This window comes from Streptomyces typhae, from assembly GCF_009755605.1.
Taxonomy (GTDB): domain Bacteria; phylum Actinomycetota; class Actinomycetes; order Streptomycetales; family Streptomycetaceae; genus Streptomyces; species Streptomyces typhae.
Genome location: NZ_WPNZ01000007.1, coordinates 229731 through 254323 on the forward strand (window position 1 = coordinate 229731; position 24593 = coordinate 254323).

Sequence of the window (24593 nt, forward strand, 5' to 3'; positions counted from 1 at the left end):
GACCGCCGGGGGGCGCGCCGAAAGACACAGGAAAGGCTCGTACAGTGGGATACATGGACACGCCATCCACTGCGTCGGTGGACTCCGCAGGACCGCACTGGCTCGATGCGGAGGAGCAGCGCACCTGGCTGTCGTACATACACGCCGCCACGCTCCTGGAGGACTTCCTCGACCGCCAGCTCCAGCGTGACGCGGGCATGCCCCACGTCTACTACGGGCTGCTCGTGCAGTTGTCCGCGGCGCCGCGGCGGCGGCTGCGCATGACCGAGCTCGCGAAGGGCTCGAAGATCACCCGGTCCCGGCTCTCGCACGCGGTCGCGCGCCTGGAGAAGAGCGGCTGGGTGCGGCGCGAGGACTGCCCGACCGACAAGCGGGGGCAGTTCGCGATCCTCACGGACGAGGGTTTCGAGGTTCTGCGCGCCACCGCGCCGGGGCATGTGCGGGCGGTGCGGCAGGCCCTCTTCGACCGGCTCAGCCCGGAACAGCAGAAGTCCCTCGGCGAGATCATGCGGATCGTCGCCGAGGGACTACAGCCGAAGGACGCGGGGGCGGACCTGCCCTGGCTCCGTTAGGAGCGCCGGACGGGTCGGCCCCCGCCGCACCGCACGGTGCGGCAGGGGCGTGACGTCAGTGCGCCACGACCGGGATCTTCAGGGCGTCCTCGACACCCTCACCGTCACCGGAGGCCACCGGAGTGCCGCTGTCGGCACCGGTGTTGACCAGGACGGCGGCGATCGCCGACGCCACGACCAGGATGCCGACCGCCCACCAGATGGCGGCGGTGTAGCCCTCCACCATGGACTGGGCGGCGAGCAGCTTCTGCGCCGCCGGGGTGGTGGCGGAGGCCGCGTGGTCGGTGATGTACGCGGTGGTCGCGGAGGCCGCGATGGTGTTGAGCAGGGCCGTACCGATGGCGCCGCCGACCTGCTGCGAGGTGTTGACCATCGCGGAGGCGACACCGGCGTCACGCGGCTCGACACCGTGGGTGGCGAGCGACATGGCGGGCATGAACGCCGTACCCATGCCGAGGCCCAGCATCAGCTGCGCGGGCAGGATCAGACCGGCGTACGAGGTGTCGATCTCCAGCTGCGTCAGGAGCAGCATGCCGACGGCGGCGAGCAGGAAGCCCGGGGCCATGAGCAGGCGCGGCGCGACGCGGGTCATCAGGCGGGTGCCGATCTGCGTGGAACCCACGATCATGCCGAAGATCATCGGCAGGAACGCGAAGCCGGTCTTGACCGGCGAGTAGCCCTTGACGATCTGGAGGTAGTACGTGAGGAACAGGAACAGGCCGAACATCGCGATGATGGCGAGGCCGAGCGAGAGGTAGACGCCACCGCGGTTGCGCTCGGTCAGGACGCGCAGCGGGAGCAGCGGCGACTTGACCTTGGCCTCGGTGACGACGAACGCGGCGAGCAGCACGGCGGAGGCGATGAACATCGTCACGGTGACCGCGTCGGACCAGCCGTCGGACTCGGCGCGCGTGAAGCCGTAGACGAGCGCGACCAGACCGAGGGTGGAGAGGACCACGCCGGGGATGTCGAGCGGCGAGCGGTTGCGGCCCTCGGAGGGCTCACGGATCACGAAGTACGCACCGGCGGCGGCGATGATCGCGAACGGGATGTTCACGAAGAACGTCCAGCGCCAGTTCAGGTACTCGGTGAGGAAGCCGCCGAGGATCAGGCCGACGGCGCCACCGCCACCGGCGATCGCACCGTAGATGCCGAACGCCTTGGCGCGCTCCTTGGCCTCGGTGAACATCACCGCGAGCAGCGAGAGCGCGGCGGGCGCGAGCAGCGCGCCGAAGACGCCCTGGAGGGCGCGGGCGCCGAGCATCATGGCCTCGTTGCCCGCGGCACCGCCGAGCGCGGAGGCCGCGGCGAAGCCGATGAGGCCGGTCACGAAGGTGCGCTTGCGGCCCCACAGGTCGGCGATGCGGCCGCCGAACAGGAGCAGACCGCCGAAGGCCAGGGCGTAGGCGGTGATGACCCACTGCTTGTTGCCCTCGGATATCCCGAGGTCTTCCTGGGCGGAGGGCAGCGCGATGTTCACGATGGTCGCGTCCAGGACGACCATCAGCTGGGCCAGGGCGATGAAGACGAGTGCTCTCCACCGCTTCGGGTCGGGGGCGAGTGAGGTGACGGGTGACTGAGACATGGGTGTATCCACCTAGGAAGACAAAGAGGTAAGTACGGGGTGAACGAGACACCGTTCAGGCGTGCGTGCGCATGCGCCCCTGGTCCTGGGGGCGGGTCCTACTTTTGACCCAGGCCCTCCTCGCTGCGGCGCGCACGCCGCTGCCCCCGTTCGTCATGGTCGCGGCGCAGCTCTTCCAAGGTCGCGGCGTGCCCGGGGAGTTCGGAGCGTGCCGGTGCCGTCAGTCCGTCCAGGAACAGCTGGAGGTGACGGTGGACGAACTGGTCGAAGTCCACCAGGCAGCCGGCGCCGGGCAGCGGCCTGGTCAGTTGGGAGAGGGCGACCATCAGATCCCCGACGGCGATGTCGGTGCGCAGCTGGCCCGCGGCGCGTGCGCGTGCCATCAGCCCCTCGACGGCATCCTCCAAGCGGATGCGGGCGGCGCGGAGATCGGGATGGTAGGGGTCGACGGCCTCGGAGAGGATCGGGCAGAGCGCGCCGATGCGCTCGTCCACCGCCGCGTGGACGAAGCCCCGCAGCGCCTCGAACGGGGAGCCGGACTCGGCGTCGGCGGCCTCGATGGCCCGCGCCGCCAGCTCCGTGACCCGGTCGGTGACGTACAGGACGACGTGGTGCACGAGCTCTCCGCGGTCGGCGAAGTGGCGGTACACCGTGGCGTTGCCGACTCCGGCGCGGCGCGCGATCTCGTCGAGCGGCGCCTCGGAGCCCTGCTGGACGAACATCTCGCGGGCGGCGGTGACGATCCGCTCCCGGTTGCGCAGGGCGTCGGCCCGCGGGCGGGTGACGCGGCGCTGCGCTGCGGTGGCGGTTTCCACGGTGGACACTCCTCGATGCGGTCAAAGGCCTCAGATTCGCAGGGCCCGCGGTGGCGGGTCCACCGAATTTCCCGCCGGGAGCCTTGACGTCCCGGCGGGAGCCTGGGGTGGGCGATCCGGGGAGTGGATCCCCGTTTCGCTCGGACACCGGTTAAACGGGGAGCCGATCCCCGCTTATTTCCCCCCTCGGATGTGACCTGTATCACAAACCGATGAAGCGCTCTTCTCGCGTGCCGTTCCCGTACGTGCCCCGCCTCCGGTCCTCCCGGAGGAGGGTCCGCACGCACTCGAAAGACCCTCGATCGGCCGCGAGACCCTCGATCGGTCGCGCTCAGCGAGCGCCCGCGCACCCCCCGACACAGGGTGATCGAACAGGGTGCAGCTCGGGACCGCGGGCTGCCGCGGAGCGGAAGGCGCGTGGATGCAGCAGCCGACCTGGAAGCCGATAGCCCGCTCCCGCCGAGCCGCCCAGGGCCCGCCGCGCCCCGGCAGGCGGGACCGACGCTCCTTCCGGACGCTCCGGCGGCTGCCGCCGCGCACCACCGCGCTCGCCGGGCTCACCGTGCTCGCCCTCGCCCTCACCGCGTCGGCGAGCACCGGCCGGCTCCTCGCCGAGCCGCCCACCGCCGCGGGGCCCAGCGCACAGGCCAGGGCGACGACCCTCGGCCGCTGCCTGATCGGCGGGGACCTCGGGGTGCAGATGTCGGAGGGCATCCCCACCGGGCCCGGCTACTCCCGCTCCACGGGCACGGTCCGCGCCCTGAACCTGATGGTCGACTTCTCCGACGCCCCCGGCGAGGGCCGGGCCCAGGACCGGCTCGGGGAGTTCTTCCCGCAGACCACCGACTGGTTCCGCACCAGCTCCTACGGCCGCGTCGACTACCGGCCCGAGGCTCCGCTCCAGGACTGGCTGCGCATGCCCAAGCCGTTCAAGGCGTACGGGATAGAGCGCGGCGCCCCCTTCGACCCCGGCTACCGGGAGCTGGTCGACGACATCGTCGCCGCCGCCGACCCGGACGTGGACTTCGCGGCGTACGACCTGGTGAACATCCTCGTCACCCCGAACGCGGGCCCCTCCGCCCTGGACACCGTCCTGTCGGTGACGTTCGCGGGCAATCACGAGGCGCCGGTCGCCGACGGCGTGCCGATCTCCAACGCTTCCTTCGTCTACAGCCGCCAGGACGACGGCTCGGGCAACTACGACCAGACCGGCTACCGGGTGCTCCCGCACGAGAACGGCCATGTCTTCGGCCTGCCGGACCTGTACACGCAGGACGGCGGGGGCGCGGTCGGCCACTGGGACATCATGAGCGAGGACTGGGGCGCCAACAACGACCTCCTCGCCTGGCACAAGTGGAAGCTGGGCTGGATCGACGACAAGCAGGTCGACTGCGCGTCGGCGCCGGGCACCACGGAGCACCTGCTCACCCCGCTGGCCCGCACCGGCGGCACCAAGCTCGCCTTCGTCCCGCTGACCAAGGAGACCGGGTTCGCGGTGGAGGTGCGCACCCGCGCGGGCAACGACGAGGTGGTGTGCCGTCCCGGCGTCCTCGTCTACCGCATCGACGCGGACGTCGACACCGGCCACGGCCCGGTCACGGTCTTCGACTCCACCCGTGACAGCGGCGGCTGCACCCGCAGCCCGAACGTGCACACCGAGCTGTCGGACGCGCCGTTCACTCCCGGGGAGACGTTCACCGACCGCTCGTCGGGAGTGCGGGTGACGGTCGCGGGCGCGGACCTGGACGGCAACTACCGGGTGCACATCACCCGCCGCTGACGCCCCCGGCTGCCCCGGCCGCCCTGACTGCCCCGCCCGACCGGGGCGCCCCGCCCGCTCAGGCCGCGAGCGCACTGGCACCCGGCACGGTCTGCCGGACCTGCCGCAGGAACGCCGCGTTGTCCGGCGTACGGCGGATCTGGTCAAGCAGCGCTTCGAGGCCGCTCGACCCCTCACGCGGCTCGCGCTGGTCCCGGGGGTCGCGGGCATCACGGCCGTCCCGGGAGTCCCGCAGATCGAGGGCGCGGCGCAGCCCGCGCAGGGCCGTCAACTCGGCTGTCGGTACGAGGAGTTCCTCGCGGCGCGTGCCGGAGGGCGTGATGTCGACGGCGGGGAAGACGCGCCGGTCGGCGAGCCTGCGGTCGAGGCGCAGCTCCATGTTGCCGGTGGACTTGAGCTCTTCGAAGTAGTAGTCGTCGGCGCGCGATCCGGTCTCCACGAGGACGGTCGCGAGCATCGTCAGGGAGCCGCCCTCCTCGGCGAGCCGCGCGGCGCCGAAGAGGCGCTTGGGTCCCTGTACGGAGCCCGCGTCCACGCCGCCGCTGAGCGTACGGCCGCCGGAGGACGCGGAGTTGTTGTAGGCGCGGCACAGCCGGGTCAGCGAGTCGAGGAGCAGCACGACGTCGCGGCCTTCCTCGACGAGCCGCTTGGCGCGCTCCACGGCGAGTTCGGCGAGCGCGATGTGCGCCTTCGGGGGCCGGTCGAAGGTGGAGGCGAGCACTTCGCCGCGTACGGAGCGCCGCATGTCGGTGACCTCCTCGGGGCGTTCGTCGAGCAGGACGACCATGAGGTGGCACTCGGGGTGGTTGTCGGCGACGGCGGCGGCGAGCTGCTTGAGCAGGACGGTCTTGCCGGTGCGCGGGGGCGCGACGATCAGGCCGCGCTGCCCCTTGCCGATGGGCGCGACGAGGTCGACGACGCGGGTCGCGACCCGGTCGGCGGTGGTCTCCAGGCGCAGCCTCTCCCGCGGGTGCAGCGGGGTGAGGTCGCCGAACCGGGCCCGGGAGCCCGCCTCCTGGGGGGCGTGGCCGTTGACGCGGGCGACGTCGGCGAGGACGCGCGGCTTGTCGCCGGGGACGCCTTCGACGAGGTCGCCGGCGCGCAGGCCATACCGCCGGACGAGGGCGGCGGGGACGAGGAGGTCGTCCGGGCTCGGGACGCAGCCCTCGACGCGGAGGTGTCCGTGCGGGGCGGTGCGGTCGGTGCGGCCGTCCTTGGTGGTGGTGACGGTGTCCTTGAGGTCGAGGACACCGCTCTGAAGGGTGTGGCTCGACTGGCTGTTCATGGGTGGGGTCATGGGTGGGGGTCCTTTCGCGGACAAGCGGGTGCGGAGCCCGGCGAGGCGGCGTGGTCACGCCTCGTACGGCGGGCGGAACGGCTCCGGGCCACGCGGCACTTACGGGCCGCGGTCAGGCCGCCGAGCGGATACCCGCGGCGGGAGCGGAACGAGAACGAGAGCCCCGGAGCGGGAAGCGAAACGCACGGGAAAGCGATGAATGCAAAGCCTCAGAAGAATTCCGAGGAGAAGAAGCACGGCGCCCAGATGGGGCGTACACAGGTGCCGAACGCACAGTAGCACACCGTGCGGCGTGAACGGCGCAGTGCGAGGGGGATCTTGAGCTTCCGCACGCCCGGTGACGCAGTGTGCGCAATCCCGTACGGTGAGTTGCCATGGGTGTCCGTCCGGCCCCAGCTGACCCCTCTGCCCGGCTGCGGCCCCCATGGGCAACCGGCCAGGGTGTGGGTGCGGGCGGCGAGAGGGAGGCGCGCGTCGACGGCCACGGCGCGCGCGGCCCTGACTGCGGGGCTCGCGAAGCCCGAGCCCCGCAGTCATCAACCTGTTTGCCCTGCCGTGTCGCCCCCGCTCCGCCGTACCGTTCTCCCATGCCCGAACTCCAGCGCCTGCGCCCCGACCACGCTCCGGCCCTGCTCGCCTTCGAGCGGGAGAACCGCGCCTACTTCGCCGCGTCGGTGCCGGACCGGGGTGACGACTACTTCACCGGGTTCGACGTGCGCCACGCGGCGCTCCTGGCCGAGCAGGAGAGCGGCGCGTGCCACTTCCATGTGCTCGCGGGCGGGGACGGCGAGATCCTCGGCCGTGTCAACCTCGTGGACGTGGCGGGGGGTTCGGCCGCTCTCGGATACCGCATCGCGGAGAAGGCGGCCCGGCGGGGGCTCGCCACCTCCGCCGTGGAGAAGGTGTGCCTCCTCGCGGCCACCGAGTACGGACTGACGTCGCTGCGGGCCGAGACGACGCTGGACAACCCCGGCTCCCAGGCGGTCCTGGCCCGCGCCGGTTTCGTCGCCACCGGCGAGACCGAACTCGACGGCCGCCCCGGGATCGCGTACGTCCGGGACCTGACGGGCCGCCCCCGCCGCACGGACACGGTGTCCGGGCGACGGTACACGGCGTAACCACTGCCTGCGGACACGTGACGGGTCACCTGGGGGTACGCGACGGTCACCTGGGGGTACGCGACGGTCAGAGGAAGCTGACGTTCTGCGCGAGCGACAGCCGCCCCGAGTAGTTCACGGTGTTCGTCGCGGACCTCATGTACGCGCGCCACGCGTCGGAGCCGGACTCACGGCCGCCCCCGGTCTCCTTCTCGCCGCCGAAGGCGCCGCCGATCTCCGCGCCCGACGTGCCGATGTTGACGTTGGCGATGCCGCAGTCGGAGCCCTCGGCGGACAGGAACAGCTCCGCCTCGCCCTGGTCGCGGGTGAAGATGCTGGAGGACAGGCCCTGCGGCACGTCGTTGTGCAGGGCGACGGCCTCCTCGAACGTGTCGTAGGTCAGGACGTACAGGATCGGCGCGAAGGTCTCCTCGCGGACCACGGCGGTCCCCGCGCGGACGCGGACCAGGACCGGCTCGACGTACGCGGCGTCGGGTGCCAGGTCCGCGAGGCGGCGGCCACCGCCCGCGAGGACCTTCCCGCCCTCGGCCCGGGCGCGGGCGACGGCCTGCCGCATCCGGTCCAGCGCGGCTACGGAGATCAGCGGCCCGACGAGCGTCGCCTCGTCGAAGGGGTCGCCCACGGGCAGCTTCGCGTACGCGGCGGTGAGCCGGGCGACGAGCGGGTCGACGATGTCGCGGTGCGCGATGAGGCGGCGCAGCGTCGTGCAGCGCTGCCCGGCCGTGCCCGCCGCCGCGAACACGATTCCCTGGACGGCGAGGTCCAGGTCGGCGGAGGGCGCGACGACCGCGCCGTTGTTGCCGCCGAGTTCGAGCAGGGTCCGCCCGAACCGGGCGGCGACGCGCGGCCCGACCTCGCGCCCCATGCGGGTGGACCCGGTGGCGCTGACGAGCGCGACCCGGGCGTCGTCGACGAGCAGTTCCCCGACGGCCTTGTCCCCGATGAGCAGCCGGTGCACCCCGTCGGGGGCGCCGACGTCCGCGGCGGCACGGTCGAGGAGGTGCGCGCACGCCAGCGAGATCAGCGGGGTCAGCTCGGACGGCTTCCAGACGACGGTGTCACCGCAGGCCAGGGCCACGGCGGTGTTCCAGGACCAGACGGCGCAGGGGAAGTTGAAGGCCGAGACGACACCGACGACGCCCAGCGGGTGCCAGGTCTCGGCGAGCCGGTGCCCCGGCCGCTCGGAGGCGATGGTCCGCCCGTACAGCTGCCGGGAGAGACCGACCGCGAAGTCGCAGATGTCGATCATCTCCCGGACCTCGCCGAGCGCCTCCGAGCGGATCTTGCCCGCTTCGACGGTGACGAGGTCGGCGAGGTCGCTCTGGTGCTCGCGCAGCAACTCGCCCAGGCGGCGCACCAGTTCACCGCGGACCGGGGCGGGGGTGGAGCGCCAGGCGCGGAAGGCCCGGTGCGCGTCGGCGACGGCGCGGTCGGCGGCGGCCGGGGTGGCGGCGGGCACGGGGAAGAGGGCCTCGCCGGTGACGGGGGTTCTGGCGTGGCACACCGGCCCCGCGCCGGCGCCCTCCGGGAGGGTGAGACCGACCCGGTCGAGGGCGGTGCGGGCGCGGGTGCGGAGGTCTTCGGTGGTGGGAAGGGGGGTGGGGTGCGGGTGAGGCATGGGGGCTCCTCGGGGGTGGGGTTGGGGTTCGGCGTCCGGTGCCCGGGGGCCGGGGGCCCGGGGGCCCGGGGGCCGGGGGGGCAGGCGCCCAGGGTTGTCAGCCGTCGGCGGGCGGGGGTGGCGGAATCGGGTGTTCCAGGCGCAGCTCGCGTGCGGCCCGCGCCAGGGAGAGGGACTGCTGCTGCTCGTACAGGGCGAAGGGGTCGAGCACGTCGCGGCCGACGGCACCGGAGAGCCAGTCGCTGTCGTACGCGACACCTGCTTGCCCCGCCTCGCCCGCCTCGCCTCCCCTACGGGTGCCGGATTCCTCCAGGTTCGACTGGAAGATTCCGGCGGCGGACCGGGGCAGGAAGTCCTCGTACACGATCGGTTCGGCGCGTATCCAGCCCTCGCGGAGGAGCCCCGGGAGGTCCGGGGGCGGGGTGCGGCCGTCGCGGGCCCGGTCGGTGACGGCGTGGTACGTGAAGTGGGCGAGACCGCGGGCGGCGAGGGCGTGTTCGGTGGCGGGGAAGCGGGTGGGCCAGAGGGAGCGGAGGCGGTCGGCGCGGGTGGGGGTCCCGGCGGGGGCCTCGGCGGCGTCGTGGGTTCCGGCGGTGGCGCGGACCCGGGCGGCGTCGCGGCCCCCGGCAGTGGCATGCACCTCCGCCGCCTCCCGGCCCGCCGGGACCGCCCGGTCCGCTCGGTCCTCCCGGTCCGCTCGGTCCTCCCGGTCCGCCCGGTCGAGCAGTTCGTCGTAGCAGGCCCGCCCGCGCCGCGTGAGGGCGATGCCGCGTGCCTCCACCTCGCCGAACCGCACCCGCAGGGACCCGGCGGTGACGGTCCCGTCCGCGAGCCGCAGCGCGCGCGGCTCGTCGAGGGCGCGGAACGAGGTCTGGCGGAGCAGCACGTCAGGGCCGACCCCCCGCGGCGGGCCCTGAATGGTGTCGATCATCTCGATGCCGCGGCCGGTCATCCGCCGGTACAGCTCGTCGATGTCGAGGACGCGGGGCGTGAGGTGGTTGATGTGGGTGCTGCGCACACCGCCGATGTCGGCGGCCACGGCCGACACCCGCTCCAGCGTCTCGTACCAGGTCTTGTCGACGGGTTCCGACGACAGCTCGAAGGCGCCCACGGCCAGGCGCAGGAACCGCTCGGCGTCGCCCTCGGACAACCCCTGCTCGGCCTCGGCGCGGTCGGCGAGGGCGAGCAGCTCCGGCGGGAACAGCTCCCGCCCGGCGAGGAAGCGTTCGAGGCGCTGCCGCAGCTCGGGTTCGAAGAAGCGGGGGTCGGCCGGGGTGAGCAGGGACGTGAAGACGCGGAAGGGGTTGCGGGCGAGTTCGTCGCCGTCGACGGGCCGGAAGGCGGTGGACACGACGGGCACGGCGCTCGCGGCGGCCTCCCGCAGGTCGTAGAAGCCGACGGGCCGCATGCCGAGGGCCCCGAAGACGCGTCCGACCTGCTCCAGCTCCGCCGGGGTGCCGACCCGGATGGCGCCGTGCCGCTCGGCGGTGACCCGCGCGATCGCCCCGAGCCGCTCCGCGTCGCCACCGCGTGCGCGCAGGACGTCCTCGTTCACTTCGCGCGTCACGTCGACGAGGGTGTCGTACGCGGGGACCTCGCGCCCGTACATGGCGGAGAGCCTGACGGCGAAGGCGGCGCGGAGCTGCCAGGGCTCGAGACGGGTCGCCGGTCTGTTCATGAATGCGCCTCCTGCACCACGTGGTCTCGGGGACATGGGCCTCGGTTCACACGACGTGGACCTCGGGACGGCCGCCGGTGACGGGGCCGTCGGCGAACCGTCCGGCGCTCAGGGGTGAGACGTCGACGAAGGGCTCGCGTCCCAGGTACAGGTCCCGTACGACTTCGCCGACGGCCGGGGCCTGCAGGAACCCGTGCCCGGAAAACCCGGTGGCGTAAAGGAAGTTGGAAACATCCCCCGCCCGTCCGATGAGGGCGTTGCAGTCGGGTGTCACCTCGTACAGACCGGCCCACCCGTCGACGACCTCCAGGTCGGCGATGTCGGGCGCACGCACCCGGGCCACGTCCCGGAACGACTCGACCCAGTCCTCGGTCCACGTCGTGTCGAACCCTTCCTGCTGTCCCGGGTCGGCGAGCCCGAGGAGCAGCCCACCGCCGTCGGCGTTGTGGAAGTAGGCGGTGGAGGAGAAGTCGATGGTGAAGGGGATGCGGGGAGCGGGCGGCCGGGGTGGGCGCGGGGGGCGGGTCAGGGCGATCTGGCGGCGCAGCGGCCGTACGGGGAGCGGCACCCCGACGGCGTCGCCGATGCCGGCCGACCAGGCGCCGGCCGCGCACACGAGGGCGGAGCAGGGGATGACGCCCCGGTCGGTGCGCACGGCGGTGACGCGTCCGCCGCCGGTGGTGCCGGTTTCGACGTCCACGCCGGTGACCGTGGTCCCCGTACGGAGGCGCGCCCCGGCCCGTGCGGCGGCGCGCGCGTACCCCTGGACGACGAGCCCCGGCCGGGCGTGCCCGTCGTCCGGCGAGTACACGGCGCCGACGAGGCCTTCGGTCCGTACGTACGGACACAGCTCACGGGCCCGCGCCGGTCCGACGACCCTGCTGGGCACGCCCATGCGGTTCTGCACGGCGACGCTCGCCCCGAACGCGGCGAGGTCCGCGGGGTCGCTCAGCAGGAACAGATAACCCACCCGGTCGAGCCGGATGTCGCCCCCCGGCCGCGCGGCGAAGCCCTCGTACGCCCGCAGGCTCCGCAGCCCGAGAGCGATGTTCACCGGATCGGAGAACTGCGCCCGCACCCCGCCGATCGGCTTCCCCGAACTCCCGCCCCCGAGCGTGCCGCGCTCGACGACGACGAGGTCGCGTACGCCGGCTTCGGCGAGATGGAAGGCGACGGAGAGGCCGATGACGCCGCCGCCGACGATGACGACGGAACCGGCCGTACGGGAGGTTGCGGACACGGCGAGACCCTCCGACTCAACGGGAGTTGAGCAGTTTCCGCTGCGGGAGCCGCTGCGGGAGCTGCCGCAGCTGTTGCTGCGGGAGTTGCTGACGGGCGGGCGATCCACCGGTCATGGTCCAGCAGGACGACCACCACCGTCCACGACCACGCCCAGCCACACCAGCCCCCAGACCGATTCCCGCCCCTCCCCGCTCCTCCCCCCTCCTGCCCGCCCCCCACTCCAGCCCAGCCCTCGGCTCCGGCCCAGCCCCGCACACGCACGCCGGCCGGGCCGACGAGGCCCCCGGCACCTATCCGCTACGCTGTCCTTGGTCACGCCTTCGTAGCTCAGGGGATAGAGCACCGCTCTCCTAAAGCGGGTGTCGCAGGTTCGAATCCTGCCGGGGGCACAGAGAAGTAGCTGTGCAGGGGCCCTTCCGTCCGACAGGTGGAAGGGCCCCCGCTGGCGGCGTACAGGGTGTGCGCCAGGGCTGATGAGCTGCTGTGCGTCAGCTTTCCAGCAGAAACGGCGTGGATTCGGTACGCAAGTCTGTAACTTCTTCTTCTCGGAAAAACTCTGGGTGCCTCAGTGGCAGGATGGCGCCATGGTGCTTCAGGTGGGGGTCAGAGCGCTCCAGAAGAGACGAGATCAGCTACGCGACTCCGCCGAGTCGGTGGACTCGGACGACGCGCTCGGAGACGTGGCCACGGTCTGCCTTCTCTTATTTTATGCCGCTGAGTGCGGGCTCAAGGAGCGGTTACTGGTCCGGCAGGGACGCCGGGACTCTGCCGCCATGGAGGCCACACACGACCTGCGCAAGCTTGCCAAGGAACTACGGCTGCCTCGGGTGATGGGTGCACGCCTCGACCGCCTCCAGAGTTGCAGAATGAACCCGCCCATGCGTGGCTCCGTTGCTCTGGCCGATCTCCATCAGGCATGGCGCTATGGTGCAAAGCTCGACTCAGCGGATGAAAAGGAAGCCCAAGAGGCACTTCGCGCTCTGATCAGTTGGTGTGAGCAGGACTAAGGGTAGGAGTACGTGGTCATGGCCGAGCTGACTGACCTGGAAGGACTCGCTCCACCCGAGCATCTCTTCACTTGGGTGGATGTGGAAGAGCACCTGGCTCTCCTGGCGGCATCGGACCGGTGGCCCCGCTGGCTGCAAGCAGCGGATGGCTGGTGGGACGGGTTGGAGCTCGTCATCTCACCCGGCACCGATGCCGAGAAAGTGAAGCAATGGTTGGACGAAGCTTTCGGAGCTGGTTCGACCGAATGGCACGACGGTACGCTGGTGCTGGCGCTCGACGATCCAAGGACCACAGAATTCGTTGGCCTGCCCGTCATGCTGAGCCCGGCCTCAGACAATGCGAACCAGCCACGACGTATCCCACTACTACGCGAGAAGCACATCACTCCGCAGCTGGCACTCCCGCTGGAAAGGCCCGCCGACGAGTCCTTTGCCGACGATGTACAACTGGTGGCGTTCCATTCATTCAAAGGCGGTGTCGGGCGTACGGTCCACGCGGTTGCCATGGCTGACACTATTGCCCAGCGTGGTGGAAGCGTCCTGTTGATTGACGCCGATCTTGAGGCTCCCGGCATCACGTGGATGCACAGAGCCCAAGGGGGTCAACTCGACTTCTGCTACGAGGATCTGCTCGCTCTGCTGCAGGGGGCCGATGACGGCAGTTGGTCGGGGGCCGTGGACATCGCCGCCGCCTACTTGCCCAACCAGCAGGTCGGGCGATACGCCAGCGGCGGGCGGGTGACCGTGGTCCCGACCAGCCGGAGGCCACTGCTCGGCCCGCCCCGGATCGACCCGGCGGATCTGCTGACGCCGAACCGCTCCCCGTATTTTCTGACCGAAGCACTCTCGGCGCTCGCCGCACGCGTGAAGGCAGACACCCTCGTCGTGGACCTGCGAGCAGGAGCGACCGAGTTGTCTGCCCCTGTATTGCTCGACCCCCGAGTCCAGCGTGTGTTCGTCACCACCTTGAGCCACCAGTCACTCGCTGGAACCGAAAGGCTGCTGCGACAACTGGGACACCGGGCCCCGTCGCTGCAGCATGTCGATCCGGCCAGCGCCGTGATCATTACGCAGTACCGACAGGACGTCCACGAGGATCAGGTGGAACGTGCACGCAATGAACTGGGCAGCGCTCTCTTCGCGTCGCTCAGGCAGTCGGCCCAAGAACCCGGCGCCGAGGTCGACGACACCGGTGAAGTAGACACCGGCCTCCTCTCCCAGCCACTACTCAGTCCGTTCCGGGAAGAGCTGCTTGCACTCCCTTCGGCTTGGGACGCAGTAATGCGAGTGCTGGAGAGCAGCAAGGTAGCCGAAGCCCTGGAACCGATCGTGCCCACTCTGGTTTCTCCGGCTTCCCCCGAAGCAAAGGAACTACTGGAAACGATCGATCACACCACGCTGCGCAGTCGACTGGCGGAGACCGCTCGACGGTTCATTTACGCCGAACGAGAAGGCATGTCGTCAGCCAGCGGCTTCCTGGTAACCGATCCGCTGCGCAGGCTACTGGGTGATCACCGTACAGAACCGCCTTTGGCTCTCGTGGTGGGCGCCAAGGGCGCCGGCAAGACCTTCCTGTACGCGAAGGCATGCGCGGCACAGACATGGGACAGGTTCGCCCAGCAGTCCGAAATCGAAGGCGTTGAACTATCCATTCCCGTGGTTCCCGTACTCGAGTCGGACAATCTTGAGTATGACGCCCTGACAACGCAGGACTTGCGCTCTGCATTCATTGCGGGGCACAGCGGAGAGTCAGGGCAAGGCGCTGCCTCGCAGGAGATCAAAGACCGACTGAAGGCAGGGCTAGCGACGCTCGACGCACAGGACGAGCTTCAGTGGCGACAATTGTGGCTCGAATGCCTAGCTATCGCGGCAGGTGTTCGGCCGCCTGACAGCCGGAGCGCGGAAACCGTTCTCACCGAGCTGGGCAAGCGGGCGCGGGCTGTGTTCGTCATTGATGGCCTTGAGGACCTGCTGCAGTCACTCGACAGCGAATCCAAGCGCACGGCGCTGCGCGTTCTGTTGATCGACGTCCTCGCCTGGCTGCGGTCGCTACGAGGCCGCCCCCTGGGATTGGTGGTTTTCGTCCGTCAGGATCTGGTGGCACGGGCAGTGCGCCAGAACAGCGGGCAGCTCTTGGCTCGATACGATCCCTATGCACTGCGCTGGGACAAAGAGGAGGCTCTGCGGCTCGCACTGTGGGTAACTGCTCACGCAGGCGCGCTTCCCGCGCCCGTGGATCAGTCCCAGATCGCCGAGCTGCCCTACGACGAACTCGTAGACACGCTCATCCCGGTGTGGGGCTGGAAGATGGGAACAGAGAAGTCCAAAGAAGCGCGTTCCCACCTCTGGGTGCCTGCCGCCCTTGGGGATTTCAATGATCAAGTGCAAGCCAGGGACGTGGTTGTTTTCCTCTCCGAGGCAGCGCATCTGTCAATTCCTCAGACCGCGTGGGAAGATCGCTTGCTGATCCCTGGGGCCATGCGCAAGGCACTGCTCGCGTGCAGCACGAACAAGATCGACTCAATTCAGCAGGAGAATCAGGAAGTCGGCGATCTGTTGAGTCGACTGCAGCAGGTGCGCCAACAAGTGACGGTTCCTTTTGATTTGGAGGAAGTGGGCATCTCGGTGAAGGACGCGGACTTCCTCGTGGACTCCGGGGTCTTCGCTCGAGGCCCTGACGGCCGCTATTGGGTGGCTGAAATCTACCGCCACGGTCTGGGGTACGGAAGCGAACGCAGGGCCAAGGTGCTATGGCGGAGATGACAGGCGAGGGCGTCCCTCTGGCCGGTGACCGAAAGCTGTCCTGAAGAATTTCCCGTACGCGAGCCGAATACCTCCCCCCTGGATGCACGTTGTATAACTCCGGGCCGAGGGCCGGGACACCGCACAAGGTCATGGTCGGCTGGCGTCAGGGTCGGCCGGCCGCGCCATGAGGGCTTTTTTCGTCACGCTCGCGGCGTGCAGGCTTGGGGTTCCGAGGGGCAGGGGATGGAGTGCCCCCCGGAGGCGGCTGCGCCCTCGGGGGCGTGCTTCCCGTCGCCGCCTTCGCCGCCGCCGTCACGGCTGCGATCCGGCTGCGTACGCCTTGCGGCAGCGCCTCTCCCCTGACGGTGGTCGTCGTGTTCACCACGTCCTCCGCCAGGGAGTACAGCTTGGTGTTGGTGTTCTGCGACGCCGAGACCAGGACGTCCCAGGCGCTCTCCGGACTCAGGCCGAAGCTCGACATCAGGATGCCGCGGGCCAGGTCGATGGTCGGGCGCGTCTGCATGGCCCGGCGCAGCTGGGTGATCGTGGTCCGCAGGTCCTCCGGGGATTCCGGGGCCTTGGAGGATTCCGGGGGGTCGGGGGATACCGGGGCCTCGGGGGAATCAGGGCCCTCGGGGGACTTCCGCTTCCCGGAGGGCTCCCGCCCCTCGGGGGACTCCTCCGCCTCGTCCGGAGGCGCGTACAAGAAGACCGCCCCGGTCAGGTCGAGGAGTCGCTCCACGGACGGGCTCAGGGAACGGATCGTCACCGCCTTGCCCCGCCTGATGGCCTCCTGGCGCAGGCTGAGCAGCAGATTCAGGCCCGAGCAGTCGCAGAAGCCCACGCCGGTCAGGTCCAGGGTGAGGCCGCGGGGCGCGTCGCCGAGGGTTCGGAACAGGTCGGGGCGCAGGCGTCGGGTGGAATCGAGGTCCAGCTCACCCCTGATGGTCACGGCGACAAGGCCCACAGGGTCCACAGGGTCCACAGGGTCCATAAGGCCCCGGTCGGGGGCGGACCCAGCGCCGTCCGCAGGACGAGGGCCCGGCTCCGAATCAGCACCGTCCGCAGGACGAGAGCCCGGCTCCTGATCAGTGCCGTCCGCAGGTGGAGGGCCCGGCTCCGCCTGAGTGCCGTCCGCAGGGCCGGACTCCACACCCTTCACCCACAGCACCGCGCCCCTCCCACCCGCCGGCACCCGCACCGGCGCAGGCGCTATCGAGGGAACGTCGTTCGGCGCGTACTCGGTGCACCCGTTGCTTCCTCCTGTGAGGGGCTGCTCAGAGTATGCGGGCTCCGGCATGGCCTCTCCCTCTCGCATCTCCGCCTACCGCCGCTTCCGCCCCTAGGCTGCCCCGCCCCGCCCACACCAGTCAACTAATACATGAAACGTAGTACGTGTTTTTGAAAGCGTGTGACTCTCCCCCTAGAGTTGGCGCCATGGATGGAGTGCCCGAGCCGCATACCGGGTGGACGTTTCTGACGAATCACGCACGGGTGCTTGCAGCGATCGCGGACAATCACAACGCGCGTATCCGTGACATCGCCGCGCACTGCCGTCTCACCGAGCGTGCCGTCCAGAAGATCATTGCCGACCTGGAGCAGGACGGATATCTGTCCCACACCCGTGAGGGCCGCTCCAACACCTACCGGATCGATCCGGCCAAGGTCCTGCGGCACCCGGCCGAGTCCGGCCTCGCGGTGGCCTCGCTGCTCTCCCTGCTCGTCCGCGACGAAGCCGACCGCACCGGCTCACCGGCCACCGGGGTCGAGCACAGATGACGCGGAGAGCCCAGCACGGGTGACCCGGAGAGCCCAGCACAGGTGACCCGGAGAGCCGACCGCCCGACGCCCGAGGAGCCGACCGCCCGACGACCGGCGGGCCGACCGCCGATGACCGGCGAACCCACCGCCGCCGGCCACCGAGCGATCAGGGACCGCAAGAACCTCCTCAGCGTCCCCCCGACTCCGACTCCGCCGGCGCGGAGTCGGAGCCTCCCGTACGCACCCTCCCCACCGTCTTGAGCAGCCGGTCCGCCTGCTTGCGCAGACCGGGGTGGGCGAGGACGGTGTTCCGCAGACCGCGCACCGGTCGTCGCCACAGGCGGTGGGCCGTCGCCACCGGGTGCGGCCGGGTCACGAAGCCCTCGGCCACGCGCAGTTCGCGGGTCTTGAGCCAGTCCTTGTACTCCTTGTCGCCGCGCCCCAGGTCCAGGACGCGGACGCCCGCACGGCCCGCCGCCTCCGCCATCCGCAGATGCATGATCAGGCCGGGTGAGTAGTAGCGCAGGTCGGGGTCGTACGTGGTGAACCAGGCCGCGAAGACCGTGCTCGACATCGGGCCGAAGTGCGCGGCGACCGGACGGTCACCGGCGTAGACCACCGAGAGGACGCCGGTGAACTGCTCCTCCCTGACCTGGAAGAGCTGTTCCACCAGGTCCACTATCCACGGTCGCGCGAAGCGGTCCATGCGGGACGTCCTGCGGTACTGGGCGGACTTCCACCGCATGAGCCGGCGCAGCACGGCCGGATCGCGCTCGTCGAAGACGAAGCGCAGCTCCCCCAGGTCGCGCCCGAGGCGCCGTTCCTTCTTCAGGGTCGTCTTGGCGAGGCCCGGGTAGGTGGCGCGCAGCCACTCCGCGTATCCGTCGGACCCGACGGACCGGAGGGACCCGCCGGACCGGACGGACCCGCCGGACCCCACGGACCCGACGCCGGCCTCGGTGTCGGCGCCGCCGCCGTCCTTCAGGTCGATCACCGGCGAGGCGAACGTGCCGGTGACATAGCGGCCGAACGGCTCCTGCTCCTCCACGAGATGATCGAACTCGAAGACGGACAGGCCGCAGGCCCGCAGCAGTTCCCTGGCGTCCCAGGAGACTCCGGGCCGGTGCACGAGGGCCTGGCAGTCGGAGAGGCCGAGGCCGACGGCCCGGCCGACACCGAAAGCGGTGCGCTCGTACGGGAAGAAGCCGACGGGCTCCCCGCCCTCGTGCAGGACCGCCACATGGGCCCCGCCGCGGCACCTGCCGACGCCCGCCGCGAACTCCGGTGCCAGAAACGGGTTTCCGTAGTCGGGCGACTCCTGCATCGTCCGGTGCCAGGCATCGAGGAGCGGGGTGCTCAGCTCCTCGGCCCTGTGGTTGGTTATCTTCACTCAGATCGACCGCCTCTCCGCGGACTCCGCGAGGGGCGCAGTCGCGGTACGGGCCGGTAAGGCGTATCGATCGTTGTCCTTGGATCGCATGGGCGACCCTCCCCCCAATATTTCAGCCGACGCGCTCTTCGCGTCCTGGTCCTCTGCTGGCTCTACCTGTCTTTCCGACGTGCTGGCTTCTTGCGTCTGTGCTGGTCAGCGCCTTGTACGTGGTTCTCGCACCGTCAACGGTCGCACATCGGACGGCCCTGCGCGGCCAAACCCCGCGAAGCCGCGCACCAGTTGTCCAGACCATCGATGTGCCGTGCCCGGGAGTTACTCGCGGGTCCGTGCGCCCCACCACGGCATCGGCCGCGGGTCACCTCGCCCTGCCCGCACGGGCAGCGCTCCGGTTTCCTCGCGCAGTACCCGCTGCCCCTTCTGTTACGCACCGCTGACAGCCCTCCGCCCAACCGCCGCGCGCACCGCCGCCCTCTTTTCGATCATGCGGACACACGCGCGGCGCGAAAGCGCACCCCTGCCCGAAGGGGCCCCCGTGCCCGAAGGGACCCCCACGCCCGAAGGGGCCCCCGTGCCCGAAGGGACCCCCACGCCCGAAGGGGCGACGGCAGCGAGGCAGCGGGCCACCGCCCGGCGGCGGCGAAGGCGGCGTCTCGTCGACTACCCGCGGCGGGGGCGGCGGGGCCTGCGGCGCTGGCTGCCGTCGTGGCGGCAGTGGCTCGGCGGCCTCCTGCTCGGCCTCGGCGCGGTCGCGGGCCTCTTCGGGTACGTGTACGCCACCGTGGACATCCCCGACGAGAACGCCGCGGCCCGGCGCGAGGCCAACGTGTACTACTGGGCGGACGGCACCCAGATGGTGAGCATCGGCGCCGTGAACCGGCAGAACGTACCGCTCGACGAGATCCCGCGGTCCGTGCGGAACGCGGTCATCGCGGCGGAGAACGACAGCTTCTACAGCGACTCCGGCGTCGACCCGCAAGGGCTCGGGCGGGCCCTGGTGAACATGGTGAAGGGCCAGGAGACCCAGGGTGGTTCCACCATCACGCAGCAGTACGTGAAGAACACCTACCTGTCGCAGGACCAGACCGTGACGCGCAAGGTGCGGGAGTTCGTGATCTCGCTGAAGGTGGACCGCAGCAAGAGCAAGGACGAGATCCTCCAGGGGTATCTGAACAGCAGCTGGTTCGGGCGGGGCGCCAACGGCGTGGAGGCCGCCGCGCACGCCTACTACGGCATCCCCGCCCGGCGCCTGGACGCGAGCCAGGGCGCGCTCCTCGCCGCGCTCCTGAAGGGCGCCGAGCTGTACGACCCGTCGGTGAGCGCCGCCAACCACCGCCGCGCCGCGGCCCGCTGGGCCTGGATCCTGGACCGGCAGGTCGCCGTGGGGCGGATGAGCGCGAAGGAGCGGGCCCGGTACGACAAGTTCCCCGAACCGCTGAAGGAGTCCCGGTCCACCAGCCTGAGCGGGGACTACGGACAGACCGGCTACCTCGTCGACGCCGCCGACAAGTACGTGCGCCAGCGCACCGGGCTCACCGGCAAGGAGCTCGCCCAGGGCGGCTACCGCATCCACACCACCTTCGACAAGCGCCGCGTGCACCGGCTCGCCCGCGCCGCCCGCGACGTCCTCGCCCGGGACCTCCGGCCGCGCGAGCGCGCCGACGACAAGGGCGTCCAGGTCGGCGCGGCCTCCGTGCGCACCCAGGACGGCGCGGTGCTCGCCCTGTACGGCGGCGCGGACGCCACCCGGCACTTCAGCAGCAACGCCGACACCTCGGGCGTCCCCGCCGGCTCGGCGTTCAAGCCGTTCGTGCTCGCCGCCGCCCTCCAGGACGGGCTGCGCGCCGACCGCGAGGGGCCCGCGGGGATGACGCCGGGCGAAGCGCTCGTCGAGGGCGGCAACGCCACGTACCGCGAACTCGGCAAGGAGGTCGGACACCGGCGGGTACGGCAGGTCGCGGTGGACGCGGGCATGCTGGAGCGGAGCATGGCGCGCCCCGACGCGTCGTTCCCGCTCGGCACGTCCACGCCGAGCGCCATCCGGCTCGCGGGCGCCTACGGCACGTTCGCGCGCGGCGGCCTCCAGCACGACCCGTACTCGGTGACGTCGGTGACCAAGGACGGCGAGGCCGTCGGGGGCCTGGAGCCGCCGCGCACCCGGCGCGCCCTGGACACCCGCGTCGCCGGGCAGGTCGGCGCCGTGCTGCGGGACGCCGCCGAGGACAGCCTCGGCCGGGTCGTCTCCCGCGACGGGCGGCCCGTCGCGGCCGGGCGCACCACCGGCCAGGACCGCTTCCGGTCCGCCTGGTTCGCCGGGTACACGCCTCAGGTGTCGACGGCGGTGACCCTGTTCCGCACCCGCCCGCGCGATCCGCTGCTCCAGCCGCTGTCCGGCGTCGGCGGGAAGAAGTCCCGGTACGGCAACGCCCTCACCGAGCGCATCTGGCGGGACGCGCTGCTCGGCATCGACCTTGCCCCTGGGGCAGGGTCCAAGGTCGCCGCACCGGAGGCAGCCGCCTCCGGTGACCGGTGAACCGCCGGTCACGGAGGATGACCTCGTGGACGACGCACCCGGCAGCACCCAAGGCCCCCGCCCCGGCCCCCGCACGGACCCCTCGCTCCTGAGCATCGGCGCCTTCGCCGCCCGCACCCGGCTCTCCGCCAAGGCCCTGCGCCTGTACGACCGGCAGGGGCTGCTGCCCCCGGCGCACGTGGACGCCGCGACCGGCTACCGGTACTACCGGCCCGAGCAGGTCGAGCAGGCCCGCACCGTGGTGCTGCTGCGCCGCCTCGACATGCCGCTCGCGGACATCGCGGAGGTCGTCGGCCTCGACGGCGAGCGGGCGGCCGAGGCCGTCGCGGAGCACTGGGCACGGATCGAGGAACGGTACGCCGCCCAGCGCACCCTCGTGGACTACCTCCGCGGCCGCCTGTCCCGAAGGAGCCCCGCCGTGTACGGAACCTTCGAGATCCACACCGCCGACATCCCCGAGACGTTCGTCCTCAGCGAGCGCCGGCACGTCGTCTCCGACGCCCTTCCCGCCTGGCTCGACGCCTCCTTCGGGCGCCTGGAGCAGGCCGCCGAGCGCTCCTGCGGCGGCGTCACGGAGTCGCCGTTCGTGATCTACCACGCCGAGATCACGGAGGACAGCGACGGCCCCGCGGAGGTGTGCGTGCCCGTCGCGGACCCGGCGGCGGCCCGCGCATGGGCCGACAGGCACGGGCGGCGGTGGGGCGTCCGGGCCCGCGTCGAGCCCGCGCACCGGCTCGCGTACACCCGCATCACCAAGGCGCAGGTCGTCTATCCGCAGATCGTCGCCGCGTACGACGCCGTGGAGGAGTGGCTGGCCCGCGAGGGACTCACGCGGGCGGGGGCCTGCCGCGAGGTGTACTTCACGGACTGGGACGCGGCGGGGCCCGGGGACGAGGTGTGCGACGTGGCGTACCCGGTGCTGCCGGCGGCGGCCGGCACCGGCTGCGCCGGCGGGTGAGGAGTAGTCAAGTCCGTTTTCCGCTGCGGGATTTCTCCTGCCTACCGGCTGGAGTCAACGTACTCGTACCGGTTTATCCTGATGCGCCATGGAGTCCCGTGGAGACAGCGGCGACTCGTCCCTGCCGCCGCTGTTCGTCGCCCGGCCGCCGCAGCGCCCCGCCCGCGTGGTGCTGCCGCCGGAGAGCCCCGACCCCACCGTCCTGCCGGAGATCACCCTCCTCGACCGTGCGGTCTCGCGCGGCGACGACCCCGAGGCCCTGGACGGTCTGCCGCTGCCCCCTGACCGGCTGCTCGCCCGCCAGTACCGGGTGGTGCGGCCGCTCGGGTACGGCGGCATGGGCGAGGTCTACCTAGCGCACGACACGAGGGTCGGCGGGCGCGAGGTCGCCATCAAGATCCTGCGCCCGGAGAACGGCGGCCCGGAAGGACCCGCGCCCGACACCGCGCCGCGGCCAGCGCACGACCCCGCCGACCATCCGCTCGCCCGCGAACGGCAGGAGCTCGTCGAGCTCAACCACGACGACATCATCCGGGTCTTCAACTACGGGCACCATCCGGGCGTAGGCGACTTCCTCGTCCTTCAGTACGTCGACGGGCCCACCCTCGAGGAGGTCCGCACCCGCGCCCGGCTGCGCCCCGAGGAGTTCGGGGGCGCCCGCTTCTACGAGTTCGTGCTGGCGTACGGGGTGCGGTTCCTGGCCGGGCTCGCCTATCTGCACGCCCCGGAGCGCGGCAAGGTGTACGGCGACCTGAAGCCGTCGAACGTCATGCACGACGGGTCCACCACGAAGTTCATCGACGTCGGCAGCGTCCGGCGGGCGGGCGCGCCGGGCCTCACCTCCGCGGACTACCGCGCCCCGACGGTCGGCCCGCACGGCGAGTCCACCAGCGGCGACGACCTGTTCAGCCTCGGCGAGACGCTGCGCCACCTGTGCGGGCTCCACGACCTCGACGCGCTCGCCGACCTCTCCCGGCTCGCCGACCTCTCCCCGCTCGCCGGTGCCGACGCCGCGGCGGACGCGCGGTCCCCGCAGGGCCGGGCCGCCCGGCGGACGACGGTGCCGCTGCCGCCCGACGGGCTCGGGCTCGGCCTCTTCTCCCTCGCGCGGGTACTGCGCCGCGCCACCCGGCCCGAACGCGCCGACCGGTTCGCCACGGCCCGCGAGATGGACGAGCAGCTGCGCGGGGTGTTCCGCGAGCTGCGCTCGCTGCGGCTGCGCACGGAGACCTTCGAACCGTCACCGCTGTTCCTCCAGTCCGCGTACGCCCTCGACGGCGGCCTCGGCGCGCCACCGGCACCGGGACGGCGGGCGGAGGCGGAGTCGGCGGGTCCGGACGGCGGAGGTGGCGAGAGCGGGGGCGCGGGCGGGCGGTATCCGGCTCCCGCGCCCACCGCCACCGCGCAGGAGCTGCCCGTACCGCGCCCCGACCCCGGCGACGGCCTCCACACCGCTCTGAGCCGGCTCGGCGACGACGACCCGGCCGCGCTCCTCCAGCGCACGGAGGACTGGCCGGGCACCCCCGAGGTGGAGCTCCTGCGCTGCCGTCTGACCATGCGGCTCGCGCTGCGCCCCTGCGCCCGGACGCCGCCGCAACTGCACTACGCCGGCGCCGCCCTGGTCCGCGCCGAGGACGCCATCGGCGCCGCCGCGGCCCCCTACGACTGGCGGCTCGACTGGCACCGCGGCCTGCTCGCGCTCGCCGACGGCGACGTACGGCGCGCCCGCGGCCACTTCGACCGGGTGTACGCGGCCATTCCCGGCGAGTACGCGCCGAAGCTCGCCCTCGGCCACTGCGCCGAGCGGCTCGGAAGGTGGCGGGAGGCGCTCACCCTGTACGAGGGGGTGCGGGTGCGCAATCCGTCGCTCGGCGGGGCGGCGTTCGGGGCGGCGCGGGCGCGGCTCGCACTCGGCGGGCCGCAGGCGCTCGCCCACGCCGTGGAGGCGCTCGACGCGGTCGCGCAGCACTCCCGGCACCGCACGGCGGCGCGGGTCGCCGCGGTGCGGGTGTGCGCGGACCACGCGCGGGGCGGGGACGATCTGGCGGAGGTCGTGCGGCGGCTCAGGCGGCTGTTCTCCGCGCACGGGCTCACCGACGAGCAGGCGCAGCTGCGGATGCGGGCGCAGGTCTGGGAGGTGGCGCACTCCCTGGTCGCCTCCGGCGCGGTGGACGAGGGGCGGCTGGCCGGGATCGCCGCCGAGGACGACGACGAAGAGCTGGGGTTTCCCGCCTCCATGCGGCTGTTGCGGGACGAGCTGTCGGGGTTCTGGCTCGACCTCGCCCGGCAGGCCGCGCGGGAGCCCCGCGGGGCCGGTGCCGCCGAGCTGCTGCTCGACCGGGCCTACGGCATCCGGACCTTGCAGTGGCGCCATGCCCGGAAGACGGAGAAGGCACGGAAGGCGGAGGCGGCGCGGAGGTCGGGGAAGGCGGGGAAGGCGTCTCACCGGCCAGGTGGTCGCGGCGGGGGCGGAACCGCGTGAAGGGCGTTCGGT

At 71.7% G+C, this 24593-nt stretch carries 17 protein-coding genes and 1 tRNA gene; 10 read left to right on the plus strand and 8 right to left on the minus strand.

The window, feature by feature from the left end; all coding sequences use genetic code 11:
• The first annotated feature begins 53 nt into the window (after nucleotides 1–53).
• A complete protein-coding gene (locus GPA10_RS14955) occupies nucleotides 54–572 on the plus strand; it encodes a MarR family winged helix-turn-helix transcriptional regulator (protein WP_058846131.1) in 519 nt (172 codons plus the stop codon).
• A 55-nt stretch (nucleotides 573–627) separates the two neighbouring features.
• On the opposite strand, the gene GPA10_RS14960 is transcribed toward GPA10_RS14955, so the two are convergent.
• Nucleotides 628–2157 (minus strand): MFS transporter, encoded by a 1530-nt coding sequence (locus GPA10_RS14960; protein ID WP_157165925.1) that lies wholly within the window; start codon nucleotides 2155–2157, stop codon nucleotides 628–630.
• Between the two features lie 98 nt (nucleotides 2158–2255).
• The gene (locus GPA10_RS14965; protein ID WP_107450115.1) at nucleotides 2256–2972 is read right to left on the minus strand and encodes a TetR/AcrR family transcriptional regulator; all 717 of its coding nucleotides are present in this window, start codon (nucleotides 2970–2972) and stop codon (nucleotides 2256–2258) included.
• 421 nt (nucleotides 2973–3393) lie between these two features.
• Between GPA10_RS14965 and GPA10_RS14970 the strand changes: the two genes are divergently transcribed.
• A complete protein-coding gene (locus tag GPA10_RS14970) occupies nucleotides 3394–4752 on the plus strand; it encodes a M6 family metalloprotease domain-containing protein (protein ID WP_107450116.1) in 1359 nt (452 codons plus the stop codon).
• 58 nt (nucleotides 4753–4810) lie between these two features.
• Here the strand turns inward: GPA10_RS14970 and rho are convergent, their stop codons facing one another.
• Nucleotides 4811–6049 (minus strand): transcription termination factor Rho, encoded by a 1239-nt coding sequence (gene rho, locus GPA10_RS14975; RefSeq protein WP_246259102.1) that lies wholly within the window; start codon nucleotides 6047–6049, stop codon nucleotides 4811–4813.
• 587 nt (nucleotides 6050–6636) lie between these two features.
• Here rho and GPA10_RS14980 point away from each other — a divergent pair.
• Complete coding sequence (locus GPA10_RS14980) at nucleotides 6637–7167, plus strand: GNAT family N-acetyltransferase (RefSeq protein ID WP_157165926.1); 531 nt, start codon at nucleotides 6637–6639, stop codon at nucleotides 7165–7167.
• 67 nt (nucleotides 7168–7234) lie between these two features.
• On the opposite strand, the gene amaB is transcribed toward GPA10_RS14980, so the two are convergent.
• From amaB to GPA10_RS14995, 3 genes are all read right to left on the minus strand, one after another.
• Nucleotides 7235–8785 carry an L-piperidine-6-carboxylate dehydrogenase gene (amaB, locus tag GPA10_RS14985; protein ID WP_157165927.1) on the minus strand — a complete coding sequence of 517 codons (1551 nt, stop codon included), beginning with the start codon at nucleotides 8783–8785 and terminating at the stop codon, nucleotides 7235–7237.
• A gap of 97 nt (nucleotides 8786–8882) precedes the next feature.
• A complete protein-coding gene (locus GPA10_RS14990; RefSeq protein ID WP_157165928.1) occupies nucleotides 8883–10463 on the minus strand; it encodes a 2-oxoadipate dioxygenase/decarboxylase family protein in 1581 nt (526 codons plus the stop codon).
• A gap of 46 nt (nucleotides 10464–10509) precedes the next feature.
• Nucleotides 10510–11703: an NAD(P)/FAD-dependent oxidoreductase gene (locus GPA10_RS14995; RefSeq protein ID WP_343040862.1), complete on the minus strand. Its 1194-nt coding sequence runs from the start codon at nucleotides 11701–11703 to the stop codon at nucleotides 10510–10512.
• Nucleotides 11704–12021: 318 nt separating this feature from the next.
• On the opposite strand from GPA10_RS14995, the gene GPA10_RS15000 reads away from it, so the two are divergent.
• The 3 genes from GPA10_RS15000 to GPA10_RS15010 all read left to right on the plus strand — a co-directional run bounded on the left by GPA10_RS15000 (nucleotide 12022) and on the right by GPA10_RS15010 (nucleotide 15475).
• Nucleotides 12022–12094 (plus strand) — tRNA-Arg (locus tag GPA10_RS15000).
• A 195-nt stretch (nucleotides 12095–12289) separates the two neighbouring features.
• A complete protein-coding gene (locus GPA10_RS15005; protein ID WP_058846139.1) occupies nucleotides 12290–12712 on the plus strand; it encodes a hypothetical protein in 423 nt (140 codons plus the stop codon).
• Nucleotides 12713–12730: 18 nt separating this feature from the next.
• Nucleotides 12731–15475 carry a KGGVGR-motif variant AAA ATPase gene (locus GPA10_RS15010; RefSeq protein WP_157165929.1) on the plus strand — a complete coding sequence of 915 codons (2745 nt, stop codon included), beginning with the start codon at nucleotides 12731–12733 and terminating at the stop codon, nucleotides 15473–15475.
• 145 nt (nucleotides 15476–15620) lie between these two features.
• On the opposite strand, the gene GPA10_RS15015 is transcribed toward GPA10_RS15010, so the two are convergent.
• Nucleotides 15621–16409 (minus strand): ANTAR domain-containing protein, encoded by a 789-nt coding sequence (locus tag GPA10_RS15015; RefSeq protein WP_198351606.1) that lies wholly within the window; start codon nucleotides 16407–16409, stop codon nucleotides 15621–15623.
• A gap of 485 nt (nucleotides 16410–16894) precedes the next feature.
• Between GPA10_RS15015 and GPA10_RS15020 the strand changes: the two genes are divergently transcribed.
• Entirely contained in the window at nucleotides 16895–17236 is a 342-nt protein-coding gene (locus GPA10_RS15020; protein WP_157165931.1) for a helix-turn-helix transcriptional regulator, read from the plus strand.
• 169 nt (nucleotides 17237–17405) lie between these two features.
• On the opposite strand, the gene GPA10_RS15025 is transcribed toward GPA10_RS15020, so the two are convergent.
• Nucleotides 17406–18608, minus strand: coding sequence for a GNAT family N-acetyltransferase (locus GPA10_RS15025; protein WP_343040863.1), 1203 nt, complete (start codon nucleotides 18606–18608; stop codon nucleotides 17406–17408).
• Between the two features lie 685 nt (nucleotides 18609–19293).
• Between GPA10_RS15025 and GPA10_RS15030 the strand changes: the two genes are divergently transcribed.
• From GPA10_RS15030 to GPA10_RS15040, 3 genes are all read left to right on the plus strand, one after another.
• Nucleotides 19294–21141, plus strand: coding sequence for a transglycosylase domain-containing protein (locus tag GPA10_RS15030; protein WP_246259145.1), 1848 nt, complete (start codon nucleotides 19294–19296; stop codon nucleotides 21139–21141).
• A 25-nt stretch (nucleotides 21142–21166) separates the two neighbouring features.
• The gene (locus GPA10_RS15035; RefSeq protein WP_343040865.1) at nucleotides 21167–22099 is read left to right on the plus strand and encodes a MerR family transcriptional regulator; all 933 of its coding nucleotides are present in this window, start codon (nucleotides 21167–21169) and stop codon (nucleotides 22097–22099) included.
• 88 nt (nucleotides 22100–22187) lie between these two features.
• Nucleotides 22188–24581: a serine/threonine protein kinase gene (locus tag GPA10_RS15040; protein WP_157165933.1), complete on the plus strand. Its 2394-nt coding sequence runs from the start codon at nucleotides 22188–22190 to the stop codon at nucleotides 24579–24581.
• Nucleotides 24582–24593 lie beyond the last annotated feature (12 nt).